Origin of the sequence: Pedobacter lithocola, from assembly GCF_042650845.1 — a bacterium.
Classification (GTDB): Bacteria; Bacteroidota; Bacteroidia; order Sphingobacteriales; family Sphingobacteriaceae; genus Pedobacter; species Pedobacter lithocola.
Window position 1 is genome coordinate 94,561 of sequence record NZ_JBHSBW010000004.1, and the last position, 12,816, is coordinate 107,376.

The 12,816-nt window shown below is 35.3% G+C and carries 14 protein-coding genes; 1 reads left to right on the top strand and 13 read right to left on the bottom strand.

Annotated features, from left to right (window positions below; genetic code table 11):
* Positions 1-14: 14 nt before the first annotated feature.
* Positions 15-494 carry a 2-C-methyl-D-erythritol 2,4-cyclodiphosphate synthase gene (gene ispF / locus ACFOWA_RS02340; RefSeq protein ID WP_378981381.1) on the bottom strand — a complete coding sequence of 160 codons (480 nt, stop codon included), beginning with the start codon at positions 492-494 and terminating at the stop codon, positions 15-17.
* Positions 495-551: 57 nt separating this feature from the next.
* Complete coding sequence (gene porV / locus ACFOWA_RS02345; RefSeq protein ID WP_378981383.1) at positions 552-1,739, bottom strand: type IX secretion system outer membrane channel protein PorV; 1,188 nt, start codon at positions 1,737-1,739, stop codon at positions 552-554.
* Positions 1,740-2,356: 617 nt separating this feature from the next.
* Here porV and ACFOWA_RS02350 point away from each other — a divergent pair.
* Complete coding sequence (locus ACFOWA_RS02350; protein WP_378981385.1) at positions 2,357-4,015, top strand: SUMF1/EgtB/PvdO family nonheme iron enzyme; 1,659 nt, start codon at positions 2,357-2,359, stop codon at positions 4,013-4,015.
* Positions 4,016-4,115: 100 nt separating this feature from the next.
* Here the strand turns inward: ACFOWA_RS02350 and ACFOWA_RS02355 are convergent, their stop codons facing one another.
* The 11 genes from ACFOWA_RS02355 to ACFOWA_RS02405 form a co-directional block, all read right to left on the bottom strand.
* On the bottom strand, positions 4,116-4,616 hold the full coding sequence (locus tag ACFOWA_RS02355) for a biotin/lipoyl-containing protein (RefSeq protein WP_378981387.1): 501 nt from the start codon (positions 4,614-4,616) through the stop codon (positions 4,116-4,118).
* Between the two features lie 2 nt (positions 4,617-4,618).
* The gene (locus tag ACFOWA_RS02360) at positions 4,619-5,203 is read right to left on the bottom strand and encodes a DUF4159 domain-containing protein (protein WP_378981389.1); all 585 of its coding nucleotides are present in this window, start codon (positions 5,201-5,203) and stop codon (positions 4,619-4,621) included.
* 131 nt (positions 5,204-5,334) lie between these two features.
* Positions 5,335-6,039, bottom strand: a complete 705-nt coding sequence (locus ACFOWA_RS02365) for a 16S rRNA (uracil(1498)-N(3))-methyltransferase (protein ID WP_378981391.1) — start codon at positions 6,037-6,039, stop codon at positions 5,335-5,337.
* A gap of 8 nt (positions 6,040-6,047) precedes the next feature.
* On the bottom strand, positions 6,048-7,472 hold the full coding sequence (locus ACFOWA_RS02370) for a hemolysin family protein (protein WP_378981393.1): 1,425 nt from the start codon (positions 7,470-7,472) through the stop codon (positions 6,048-6,050).
* On the bottom strand, positions 7,472-8,023 hold the full coding sequence (locus ACFOWA_RS02375) for an inorganic diphosphatase (protein WP_123203820.1): 552 nt from the start codon (positions 8,021-8,023) through the stop codon (positions 7,472-7,474). The genes ACFOWA_RS02370 and ACFOWA_RS02375 overlap by 1 nt, the downstream gene beginning before the upstream one ends.
* Positions 8,024-8,025: 2 nt before the next feature.
* A complete protein-coding gene (locus tag ACFOWA_RS02380; RefSeq protein ID WP_378981395.1) occupies positions 8,026-8,682 on the bottom strand; it encodes a DedA family protein in 657 nt (218 codons plus the stop codon).
* A gap of 309 nt (positions 8,683-8,991) precedes the next feature.
* Complete coding sequence (locus ACFOWA_RS02385) at positions 8,992-9,639, bottom strand: OmpA family protein (RefSeq protein ID WP_378981397.1); 648 nt, start codon at positions 9,637-9,639, stop codon at positions 8,992-8,994.
* 19 nt (positions 9,640-9,658) lie between these two features.
* Complete coding sequence (locus ACFOWA_RS02390; protein WP_378981399.1) at positions 9,659-9,961, bottom strand: hypothetical protein; 303 nt, start codon at positions 9,959-9,961, stop codon at positions 9,659-9,661.
* Positions 9,962-9,981: 20 nt separating this feature from the next.
* Positions 9,982-10,950 (bottom strand): PorP/SprF family type IX secretion system membrane protein, encoded by a 969-nt coding sequence (locus ACFOWA_RS02395; RefSeq protein ID WP_378981401.1) that lies wholly within the window; start codon positions 10,948-10,950, stop codon positions 9,982-9,984.
* Between the two features lie 58 nt (positions 10,951-11,008).
* Positions 11,009-11,353 carry a gliding motility-associated C-terminal domain-containing protein gene (locus ACFOWA_RS02400; protein ID WP_378981403.1) on the bottom strand — a complete coding sequence of 115 codons (345 nt, stop codon included), beginning with the start codon at positions 11,351-11,353 and terminating at the stop codon, positions 11,009-11,011.
* Positions 11,354-11,475: 122 nt separating this feature from the next.
* A partial coding sequence (locus ACFOWA_RS02405) for an Ig-like domain-containing protein (RefSeq protein WP_378981405.1) occupies positions 11,476-12,816 on the bottom strand: 1,341 nt, incomplete at its 5' end.

Here is a 12,816-nt window from a genome sequence, read left to right on the forward strand (position 1 = left end):
TTATAAACAGGAAACTATATTTTTTCAATTAAACACACCGCATAAGCAACAACACCTTCTTCCCTACCTACAAATCCCATCATTTCATTCGTTGTAGCTTTTATAGAAATTTCTTCGGTAGAAATACCAATTGCAGCAGCAATATTTTCTTGCATAGCAGGAATATGTGGATTAATTTTTGGGGCTTCCAAACAAAGCATGGCATCTATGTTTCCTACTTGCCAACCTTTTTCAGTAAGTAATTTCACAGTTTCTTTTAATAAAATTATACTGCTGATGCCTTTCCATCTATCATCGGTATTTTTAAAATGAAAACCAATATCCCGTAAGTTTGCGGCTCCTAAAAGTGCGTCGCAAATGGCATGCAACAACACATCAGCGTCTGAATGACCAAAAGCGCCTTTGTGGTGTTCGAGCGTAACTCCACCAACCACAAAAGGATGCTGATCTTTTAACTGATGGACATCGAACCCAATACCTACCCTTATTTTCATAAAATTTTTATTAAAATTTATTGGCACGAAATTGCCAAAATAATTTTGATTAGAGGGCTATCTTAAACCTTTTTTATCACCAAAATTGAATAACAAACTAAAACGCAATGTATTGGCCAGCGGACTTGTTTGTGCGTTTGCAATCAAATATGCGAAGTCAATGTTAAACACATTATATTTTAAACCAGCACCTAAGGTAAAATAACGGCTATTTCCTTTTTGCGGACTTTGATAATTATATCCACCACGAATGGCAAACTGTTGGTTGTACCAATATTCGAACCCTGTCGAAATGCCAACTTCTTTTAGTTCTTCACTTAATCCACCTGGTGCATCAGCAAATGAACCAAATATACCAGAAGGCACTGAACGATTTGGATCTTTACCACTTACAATGTTTCCACTTAAATCATAAATCGGTTGCGTAGGAACAAGTAATTTATTAAAATCTAGAGCTAATGTGAACGTGTTAAAATCATCTACCGCAATTGTACCTGCACCGCCAAGTTTAAAATTGGTTGGTAAGAAATAGTTTTCTCCGCCATCCGAGTAACTCATTTTAGTACCAATATTCGAAATATTTGCACCGGCAGAAAGTATTGTGTTTTTATCAAATAAAGTAGCAGATGTTTTGTACAAACCAGCAATATCAATTGAAACCGCATTGCCACCACGAACTTGCCCGGCAGATGAAAACTGACCCGAAGCCAAATTAGAATAAATGTATCTTAACGAACTTCCTAGCGAAAACTCTTTACCAAATGAGCGGGCAAAAGTAAAATCAAGCGCCAATTCGTTAGGGTTAGAAATTCCTAAGTCTTGTTGATTAATATCAGTTAATTGAATTTGACCTAAAGAAAAATATCTTAATGATGCTCCAATCGTATTTCTATCATCCAACTTATAAAAACCACCAACGTATGCAAGGTTAATATCCGGCACCAAACTTTTTAACCAAGGGCTATATGATAGTGCAAAACCGTAGGGTTTATCAAGAAAAGCTAATTTTGCTGGGTTAATACTAGCAGAATTAATGTCTCCGGGAACTGCCACACCAGCATCGCCCATGGATCCTGCCCTTGCATCTGGAGTGATTAATAAAAACGGAACTGCAGTTACAATATTATTAGATTCGCTTCCATTGGTTTGAGTGCCTGAAATAGTTGCTTGAGCATTTGCTTTTCCAAATACTAGTGCAACAGAAAGTGCATAAAAAGCAAGTTTACCAATGTACTTGAAATTCATCGTGATAGGTACGTGATTTAAGATTTTGCGTAAGTTAATATTTTTGAAGAATATATTTATCAAACGAACAGGCAGTAAATATATTTTACAATAAACTTACGGATTTTTAAAATCGGCCTAAATAAATCTGCAATTTTTATACATAAATCTTTCCGCTGGATATTCTAAAATCTGCTTAGTTTTTTTTTAATAAACAAGTTATATAATTTATCAGAAATTGATTCATTAATTTTTCCAGTTACTGTTAATTTTTATCCTCAAGTTAAGGGAAAAAATTATGAGGCTTAAATCGGAATTCTTGAAATTTCCCTTAGTAGATATTAAGAAGTATAGATGATAGTGCCAATTATAATGGAAATTCTTTTAACATGACTTTACCTTTTTGTAAAATTTATTCGGAATGATTTAATAGACAATAAATACACTAAAATTAGCACTCAACTTGTGCATATATCCATACCTATAACTATTTTAAGGTTTACACAATACATTAATCATTAATCCGTTTTGCTTAAAAACCATACAACAAATTTTTATTAACACAATTATTACTAAATCACTAAAATTTACGTAATTTTATCAGTTGAATAAGCTTTAGTTCACACTATACAGCATTTATGAAAAAACAACTACTATATTCTTTTTCTTGCCTTGCCCTTGCAGCTATGCTTTCTTCTTGCGGAGGAAATAAAGGTGGTGCATCTAGCAAAACAGGTATTCCTTATGCAGATAAGAATAATAAAACTTACGGCAGTTTCGCCGTAGCAAGCAACTACAAACGTGCGCCAGGACCAGGTTTAATTCCTATTGAAGGTGGTGTTTTGGTTGTTGGAGGTAGCGCAATTGAGGTTGCAGGAGTTGAACCAAACATATATAACTATAAAAGACAGGTTACAGTTCCTTCCTTTTATATGGATGAAACTGAGGTTTCAAACACCGATTGGTTAGAATATCTACATTGGATTAGAACCAGTTACCCTGAAGACCGTGAATATTATTATAATGAACTGCCTGATACTTTGGTTTGGCGCAGGGCTTTATCATATAACGAACCTTACGTTGACAACTATTTAAGGCATCCTGCTTATAGAGATTACCCTGTAGTTGGTGTAAGTTGGGAGCAAGCATCTCGCTTTTGCGAATGGAGAACTTCTCAGGCTAATGAATACATTTTACGCCAGAAAGGAATTTTAACAGACTATAAAACTTTGGCCGCAGGCAATAACCCAGCAAGAGGAAATACGACAACAGGTACTACTACTGCTGCAAGACCTGATAAACCTTTTAATACTGATGCTTACTTAAACGGCCAGTATGATGATAAAGGTAAAAATGCACCTAAAGATTACAACGCTAAAGCAGGAGCATCTATCGGCGCTGCAGGTGGAAGAGGTGGTAATGCAATTCCAACCAGAAATGCAACTTTAGAGGATGGTGTAATTATGCAGCCATATCGCTTACCAACTGAAGCAGAGTGGGAATATGCAGCTTTAGGATTAATTGGTAATACAGAATACGAAAATATTAATCAAAATAAAATTTACCCGTGGAATGGATTAGGTGTTAGTTCGGCTAGTAAAAAAACCCGAGGTTTAATACAAGCCAACTTTAAAAGAGCACAAGGTGATTATATGGGTGTTGGTGGCTCACTAAATGATAAAGGTGATTTAACTGTTCCTGTAATATCATACAGTCCGAACGATTTTGGCTTATACAATATGGCTGGTAATGTTAACGAATGGGTTAATGATGTTTACCGTACCGGAACTTTTACTGATGCCGAAGCCTTCAATCCATATCGTGGTAACCAGTTTCAAGATAAACAGCTTTCTGACGCTGCAAATGGAAAAATTGCATTAGATAAATATGGCAAACCGATTAAAGAAAATGCTTATTCGGGTAAAAAATTAAGCTGGGCTGATAAACAGGCTTTAGCAAAAAGAGCCGATTCAATTTCTAAATCGCCAGACCCTAAAGGTATGGTAACTTCATATCAAGCTGATGAACGTGGATACCGTGACAGACAGAATAAATTATTGAATGAGGAAGGTGTTTCTTTAGTTAATGATAAATCAAGGGTTTATAAAGGTGGTTCTTGGAATGATATGGCTTATTGGTTAAATCCAGCCACTCGTAGATTTTTACAACAAGACGATGCATCTGCAGAAGTTGGTTTCCGTTGCGCTATGACAATGCTTGGCGCTCCAGAAATTAGTACCGCTGGAAAACGAAACTTTAAACAAGCTAAAGCAAAACCTTTTAATCCAAAAAGATAACAAAAAAAATCCCGATTTGAAATCGGGATTTTTTTTGTTCTAAATTTTGAGTAATGTGAAGCTATTTAATAAATACCTCGAGTAATTATGCTTTAATTTACTATTTAAATTGGATTAAGATTTGGTTCTTTTCAACCTTATCACCTTGTTTTATCATAACCTTTTTTACAATACCATCAGTTGATGATTTTAGAATGTTCTCCATCTTCATAGCTTCTAAAATTAATAAGTTATCCCCTTTTTTAATTTCCGAACCTTCTGCAACCATTACATTCAAAACCAATCCGGGCATAGGCGCTTTAATTTCTGAAACTTTGTTAGATGCTAAATTATCAAGCCCTAATTGTTTTAACAATTGATCAAACTTATCCTCTAAAGAAACCGTGTAAATGTTCCCGTTAACTTTTATTTTACAGCTTTTCTCAGCCTTATTAAGCTCAACAACTTCCGTATTGAAAGATTTATTTTGATAGATAACATTAGATAAATTACTGTTCGATGCACTAATGTCAATATCTATGGGTTCACCGTTTAATAAAGTATTTACACCATTCGTATCTAAATCAAAAAGAAATTTTTCATTAACCTTTACTTTGTACATAACTATCGAGTTAAAGCATACTGAACTAAATTAGCGCCCATTTTTAAGGCTTTTGAACGGGTTTCTTGCGAATCTTCAGGATATGTGCCAAAGTCTTCCCAGCCATTGCCTAAATCACACTCAAACGTGTAATAACAAACAACCTTTCCTTTATAAATTAACGCAAAACCTTGTGGGCGTTTGCTATCATGTTCATGTATTTTAGGCAATCCATTCGGAAATTTAAATTTCTGATTATATAAAACGTGGTTAGCCGGCAATTCTACAAACCCCAATTCAGGAAATACCTTTTTCATTTGTGGTCTGATAAATTTATCCAATCCATAATTATCATCAATATGAAGAAAGCCACCGCCAATTAAATATTGCCTCAAATTTTTAACCTCCTGATCGTTGAAAACGACGTTCCCATGCCCAGTCATATATACAAATGGGTAATTGAAAATTTCTTTACTACCAACTTCTACAATACTTTCTTCAGGATAAAAATTTGTTTTGAGATTCGAATTGCAAAAAGCAATCAGGTTTGGCAAAGCAGTTCTATCAGCATACCAATCTCCTCCACCATTATATTTTAATTTTGCCATTCGATAAGAAGGTGGTGCAAATGAAACGAAGACAAGTAAAATGGAGCAAGAAATAAAGATACAAGAGCATAAGAGTAATCGTTTCAATAACAATGAACTCATAACTTTTAACCTACCAAATTTAACTTTTCTCATCGGTTAAGGTAATTTATTTCAAAGCATGCAGCAAGCGCCGCTGTTTCGGTACGTAGCCTATTATTACCTAAAGTTAATGCTTTAAAACCCTTTTTCAAAGCTAAGCTAACCTCTTCGGGAGTAAAATCACCTTCCGGACCAATAAGAACTAAATATTTATGGTTAGGAACAACAATATCTGCAATATATTTTTTTTCTTCGTTATCGATGCAATGCGCAATTAACTTATCTCCATCAAAAGGAGTCTTCAAAAATTCATTAAATGAAATGGCTTCATTGAGTTTAGGATGATAAGCTTTGATAGATTGCTTCACAGCTGATGTTACTACCTTATTCAACCTATCTTCTTTCACAATTCTACGTTCAGAACGATCAGAGATAATTGGAGTAATTTCATCGATTCCTAACTCTGTTGCCTTTTCCAAAAACCATTCTATCCGATCGATATTTTTGGTAGGTGCAACTGCGATATGGAGATAATGATTTCTTTTGTGGAATTCCCTTTCTACGTTTTGTATAGATAGCGTTACTTTTTTAGGGTTATCGGAAGTAATTTCAGCGGTGTAGAATCCGCCTATACCATCAACCAAATTTACCAAAGTGCCAACCGGCAAGCGCAAAACTCTTATGCAATGCTTGCTTTCTTCTTCATTCAGCGTGTAGGTATTTTGGGTTATATCTGGCGTGTAAAAAATATGCATAGTTGAAATTAGTGATTATCAACCATATCCGATTTATTTATAACCAATTCTAACTTAATTGTTTCGATATTCTGTTCCGTTTTCTTTAGGATGGTAAATAAATACCCGTAAGATTCGTTGCTTTCTCCAACTTCAGGGATTCGTTCAAACACATGAGAAACTAAACCACCTATAGTATCAAAATCCTCATCTTCTGGCAAATCATGCGGCAAATGCTCATTCACATCATAAACTGTTGCAAAGGCATTAACTATAAATTCGTTATCAGATATTTTTTCAACCAGCGGTTTCTCTTCATCATACTCATCCTGAATTTCGCCAACAAGTTCTTCTACGATATCTTCTAGGGTAACCATACCTGCTGTTCCGCCAAATTCATCTAAAACAATTGCAATTTGAATGCGGTTGCTTTGCAACTCGCTCATTAAATCGTTAATCTTCTTTGTTTCTGTAACGAAATATGGCTTACGAATAATGTCGTTCAATGTCCAATGTTGATTACCTGCCGCAACCAATGGTAAAATATCTTTGGCATGAATGATACCTACAATTTTATCCATTATTTCATCGTAAACAGGCAAACGAGAATAACCTTCTTTAATAATTGTATCAATAACTTGTTCTTTTGGAGAAGTCAGTTCAACACCCGAAATTTTGGTTCGTGGAACCATGATGTTTTTAACTACACGCTCATTAAAATCGAATACGTTTTTAATAAGTTCGTGCTCGTTGTTATCTAACGCACCGCTTTCTTTACCTTGATCTAATAAATATTGAAGTTCTTCTGTACTATGTAAGGATTCATGCCCAGCTGAGGTATCAATACCAAATGGTTTTAAAATGATTGCAGCAAGGTTGTTAAGCGTCCATATAAATGGCCTAAAAACGACATAAAATATTTGAAGCGGAACGGCAATAAAAAGTGTAGTGGCTACAGGTCTTTGTATTGCGAATGATTTAGGAGCCAACTCACCAAAAACAATATGCATGATGGTTATCACCGAAAATGCAACAACTGTAGATGCAGAATGTATGAAAGCTTCGCTAAAACCCCATTGCAAACTATCGAAAAGATTTTTGAAAATGGTATGCATAACGCCTTCACCTACCCAACCTAAACCAAGTGATGCAAGCGTTATACCAAGCTGCGTTGCGGCAAGGTATCCATCTAAATTATGGATAATGCCTTTAGCCATTTTGCCAACGCGGCTGCCCGATTTGGCTTTAATTTCTATTTGTGATGCCCTAACTTTTACAATTGCAAACTCGGCAGCAACAAAAAATCCGTTAAGTAAAACTAAAAATAATGCGAAGATTAATCTCCATCCAATTGATGATGTATCTGGTTCTTGTAAAGCAACCAGAACTACGTTTGTTGGCAGGATAGCACTTAGCTCTAAATTTAAAAACAAACAGACCGTGGGTAAATCCATTAAGCTAATTCTCTAAATGTTGTGTTATAAAGTTCTATGCTTTCTTTAATTACCTTATGCGCATAACGAACACCAAGTAAATGTTCGATGGTTACGTTTTTTTCTTCTAACGCTTTATAATCCTGGAAGAAACGAACGATTTCTTTCATTTGGTGTGGTGGCAACTCATCTAAATCGTTAATGTAATTTACCGACATATCATGAGCAGCAACAGCAATAATTTTATCATCCTGCTCGCCATTATCTACCATGTGCATAACACCAACAACTTTAGCTTCTATTAAAGTCATAGGAAATACATCTACAGAACATAATACCAATATATCTAACGGATCTTTATCATCACAATATGTTTGCGGGATGAATCCGTAGTTTGCCGGGTACATTACTGATGAAAAAAGAACTCTGTCTAATTTAATTAAACCAGATTCTTTATCTATTTCATATTTGGCTTTTGAGCCTTTTGGGATTTCAATAATTGCGTTTACAACTTCTGGAACATTTTTACCAGGAGATACGCTATGCCATGCGTGATGATCGTCTTTTGCCATTTTTAATTTAAATCTGTCTTTTCCTCTTCAGAACTACTAACTTTACTTTTTACAAAGGTAATCAATAAAGGGATAGTTGTTATAAGTATAAATCCAATAATAATATATAATAAATAATCGTTTATTTCTTCTTTAAACTTTATGCCTAAAAAATAGCCCAATAAAGTTAACGAACATGCCCATAAAACACCCCCAACTATATTATAGAAAGCGAATTTTTTAAAGTCCATTTTTACTACACCAGCAAAAATCGGTGCAAAAGTTCTAACTATTGGAACAAATCTTCCCATTATAAGCGCAAATGCACCTTGTTTGTTATAATAGGCCTCTGCTGAACGTAAATATTTTTTCTTAAAAAAAAAGGAATCTTTCCTATGATACAGTGATGGGCCTGTTTTGTGTCCAAACCAGTACCCAACAAAATTACCAACTATTGCGGCAATACTTAAACATGTTATGAGGGTAATGATATTAACATCCAGTTGTTTATTGGCAACAAACATGCCTGCAAGGAATAATAAATAATCGCCAGGGAGAAAAAAGCCAAAAGCCAAACCTGTTTCTGCAAAAATTACAAATACAACAAGGTAAAAGCCGCCCTCTCTCAACAATGTTTTGGGGTCAATTAAGTGCTGTAGGCTATTCCAGAAATCCTGCATATTTCGATTATCCGTAAAACTACAAATAATTATCTACAACAAAAGTTCTTTTGCGTTGCAAAACGATAATTATATGAGTAGCACAATACTAAACAACTATATTTAATTATCTGGTTTATTAATTTATAACATCATTAACTATATCGCACATATTATGAGGATTAATTCTAATATAAAATATATTAATGCATATGACACATAATAGTTGATAGAAGTGTATTGAATGATGCCTCATACAATAATATAGTTAAAATAAATATAGCCTATTATTTTTTCAGAATAATAGGCTATTCATTAACAAGCTAATTTTTATTGTTTTGTGATCTCAAATTCAGTTCTTCTGTTTAATTGATGTTCGGCTTCTGAGCATTTTATACCATTAGCACAATCATTTATTAGCTGGCTTTCTCCATAGCCCTTAGCTGTGATGCGGTTTTTATTTATTCCGCGATAAATGATATATTGTACTGCAGAGTTTGCTCTACTTTGTGATAACCTTTGATTATATTGATCGTTACCTCTGCTATCTGTATGTGAGCTTAGTTCTATCCAAATGGTTGGGTTATCCTCAAGTACTTTAACCAACTTATCAAGTTCAACTGCTGCATCTGGCCTAATATCAGCCTTATCAAAATCATAGTAAATGTTTTCAAGTTTTATTGCCTTATTCAGGACTATTGAATCTAGAAACAGACCCCTTTTAATTGTAGTAGATGTAGTTAAATTTTTAGTAGTTAAACTGGTTCTATCACTTAAATAATTGATTTTATCTCCTATTAAATTGTAATCTGAATTTTCTTCTAAATTAAATTTAAATTTTCCATCATTATCCGTTTCTAATCTAAATGTGCTCCCATCTATTCTATTTAAAGTAACGTGTGCGTTACCTATAGGTTCATTGGTCTTTTTGTTGTAAACAATCCCTTCAAGTTTTAAAACTAATATCTTTTGCTGCACAAAGCTATAAATATCATCGCTACCTAATCCTTTCAGCCGAACCCCCAGTCATTTTTGATGCTATTGAATACCAGCTTTCTGCTTCTTTATAATTTTGGGTTAATTGGTAAGCAGAAGCCAAACGCTCTGCAGTATGTAAAGTTTCTTTCTTAGCCCAGGCCTGTTCGTATAAATCAATTGCTTTAACATAGTTAAATAAATCATACTGCGCATCAGCTTCTTTAATTACAAATTGAGCCTTTACAGGTTTAACTGAAATCATTAACAAAAGCAAAATTACTAAATAGGCTCTTCGTGCTATTATTATATATGTATTTCTCATTGTTATCTCTCTAATCATCATTAAAAATATCGTGGGGTTAACATTCTTATGTTTTTATTTTTAAAGAAATATCCAATAGAAATCTCGTGAGTTCCTCCGCTGTAACTTTGTAAAGCACCAATTGAAAAATCGTATGCATAACCAATTCTGAAATTACTATTTGGAAATACTTGTATAGTAGCAACGGCAGAATTTAAACTTGATAAATCTTTTTGAAGATAACTTTTATCATAAAGTTTTACTCCCGTTCTATAAGAGCCACCAAGCCAAAATTTATCTGCCATGATAACAAAAGCACTCAAATCCAAACTTGTTGGACCACCTCGATCATCTTTTAACAGAAACGAGGGTTTTAATTGAATGGCTTCATTCATAGGAAGCAACATCCCAGCAGTTAAGTAATAATGAGGTTTTGGCTGGGGAATAAACGCATATCTATCTAAATTAATGTATTGTGACACGAGGTTATCTGCACTAAACCCTACATAAAAACGGCTATTTGAAAAAAAAACTCCTGCCCTTGCATCTGGTACAATACTGCTTTGCATGCCTCCGGGCTGATCTCGCTCTGCATCGTTAGGATTCAACATCGATCCATCTATACCCAATTGAACCATACCTGCACCCACACCAAATGCTAAACGCGAAGTACCATCTGCATTCATCTTAATTCGATAAGCATAATTTGCATAAGCGGCTAAATTACTTTGAGCCCCAAGTTTATCACTGGATATTTGCAGGGCGAGTCCCACATTTCCATTATTTGCAATAGCATCAACAGCTAATGACATTGTTTTAGGTGATCCTGTAATTCCTGTCCATTGATTTCGATAGAAACCATGAATATTTAGTTGCTCCCTGTAACCAGCATAAGCCGGATTAATATAAATTCCGTTGAACATATACTGACTAAACTGTGCATCCTGCTGAGCATAAGTTAACTTAACATCAAACTGAAGTATCGTGAATAATATCAATAGTCTTTTCATATATGAATGATTAATAACCGAAGAAACTTTTAATACCTCTTCGGTTAATCTTACTCCTTTATTTATTAAATGCTCTGATTAAAGTGATGTAACCTTTATAAACTTTCCAATTTGAGCCAGTAGTATCTTTTACACGTAGCACATAATAGTATGTTCCTTCATTAAGCCCCTCACCTGACCAGTTGTTCTGGTAGTTATTTTGTTTGAAAACTTCATTACCCCATCGGTTTACGATAACCAAATCATTTTCGGCAAACATTTCCAGCCCTTTTATTACGAAAGTATCATTGGTACCATCGCCATTTGGAGTGTAAAGGTTAGGAATAAAAAGATCAGTAATCGTTGTTGGAATCTCTACATAAGGTTTATCAGGGTTATTTGGCTCTATTGGATCCGTTACCACAGCTGTATTCCTGATGTTAGTAGTGGTTGCAGGTAAGTTAGCTTTTACTGTTGCATTAAAACTTAAGATTAAGGTTGCATTAGCTGGTACTGTTAAATTATTCCAGTTAATTACACTACCTGTTAATATGCCTGCATTATTAATGCTAGTAATCTTTTGTAGTTGAATCGAAGATCATCACTTACTTTAACTCCTGTTTTTGCTGTGCCATAGCTGTTTGTTAAAGTAATATTATAGGTTATTATATCGCCAGACTTTACACTTGCAGGATTACCAACAATCGATTTCGTTGAAGTAATCTTGCCTTCTGTCGGTACCACAACTTCCGGTAACTCAGGGTTGTTCGGGTCAATCGGATCTACAACCGAGGCAACGTTTTTAATCTGTGTTGTGCCTGCTGGAAGTGTTGGTATAACTGTAGCCTGGAAACTCAATACGAGTGTTCCTTTTGCCGGTACTGTTAAACTATTCCAGTTGATGGTATTGCCTGTCAAGCTTCCGCCATTGCTGATTGCCGTAATGTTTGTCAACGTAGCAGGAACCGCGTCACTTGCCGTTACGCCCGTTTTTGCTGTGCCGAAACTGTTTGTTAAAGTAATATTATAGGTTATTATATCGCCAGACTTTACACTTGCAGGATTACCAACAATCGATTTCGTGGAAGTAATCTTGCCTTCCGTTGGTACCACAACTTCCGGTAACTCAGGGTTGTTCGGGTCAATTGGATCTACAACCGAGGCAACATTTTTAATCGTTGTTGTGCCCACAGGTAAATTTGGAACTACCGTAGCGGTAAAGCTTAATGTTAAACTGCCGTTTGCTGGTATCGTTAAAGCTGACCAGTTAATTGTATTGCCTGTTAAGCTTCCGGCATTACTGATTGCCGTAATGTTTGTTAAGGTAGCAGGAACCGCGTCACTTGCCGTTACACCCGTTTTTACTGTGCCATAGCTGTTTGTTAAAGTAATATTATAGGTTATTATATCGCCAGACTTTACACTTGCAGGATTACCAACAATCGATTTCGTTGAAGTAATCTTGCTTTCTGTCGGTACCACAACTTCCGGTAACTCAGGGTTGTTCGGGTCAATCGGATCTACAACCGAGGCAACGTTTTTAATCTGTGTTGTGCCTGCTGGAAGTGTTGGTATAACTGTAGCCTGGAAACTCAATACGAGTGTTCCTTTTGCCGGTACTGTTAAACTATTCCAGTTGATGGTATTGCCTGTCCAGCTTCCGCCATTGCTGATTGCCGTAATATTTGTCAACGTAGCAGGAACCGCATCACTTGCCGTTACGCCTGTTTTTGCTGTGCCGAAACTGTTCGCTAAAGTAATATTATAAGTAAGTACATCATTTGGCTTCACGCTAGATGGATTACCAACAATAGATTTCGTTGAAGTAATCTTGCCTTCTGTCGGCACCACAACTTCTGGTAACTCAGGGTTGTTCAGGTCAATCGG

Coding starts and splice junctions, on each gene's coding strand:
- ispF (WP_378981381.1), bottom strand. CDS start 494: ATGAAAATAAGGGTAGGTATTGGGTTCGATGTCCATCAGTTAAAAGAT.
- porV (WP_378981383.1), bottom strand. CDS start 1,739: ATGAATTTCAAGTACATTGGTAAACTTGCTTTTTATGCACTTTCTGTT.
- ACFOWA_RS02350 (WP_378981385.1), top strand. CDS start 2,357: ATGAAAAAACAACTACTATATTCTTTTTCTTGCCTTGCCCTTGCAGCT.
- ACFOWA_RS02355 (WP_378981387.1), bottom strand. CDS start 4,616: ATGTACAAAGTAAAGGTTAATGAAAAATTTCTTTTTGATTTAGATACG.
- ACFOWA_RS02360 (WP_378981389.1), bottom strand. CDS start 5,203: ATGGCAAAATTAAAATATAATGGTGGAGGAGATTGGTATGCTGATAGA.
- ACFOWA_RS02365 (WP_378981391.1), bottom strand. CDS start 6,039: ATGCATATTTTTTACACGCCAGATATAACCCAAAATACCTACACGCTG.
- ACFOWA_RS02370 (WP_378981393.1), bottom strand. CDS start 7,472: ATGGATTTACCCACGGTCTGTTTGTTTTTAAATTTAGAGCTAAGTGCT.
- ACFOWA_RS02375 (WP_123203820.1), bottom strand. CDS start 8,023: ATGGCAAAAGACGATCATCACGCATGGCATAGCGTATCTCCTGGTAAA.
- ACFOWA_RS02380 (WP_378981395.1), bottom strand. CDS start 8,682: ATGCAGGATTTCTGGAATAGCCTACAGCACTTAATTGACCCCAAAACA.
- ACFOWA_RS02390 (WP_378981399.1), bottom strand. CDS start 9,961: ATGAGAAATACATATATAATAATAGCACGAAGAGCCTATTTAGTAATT.
- ACFOWA_RS02395 (WP_378981401.1), bottom strand. CDS start 10,950: ATGAAAAGACTATTGATATTATTCACGATACTTCAGTTTGATGTTAAG.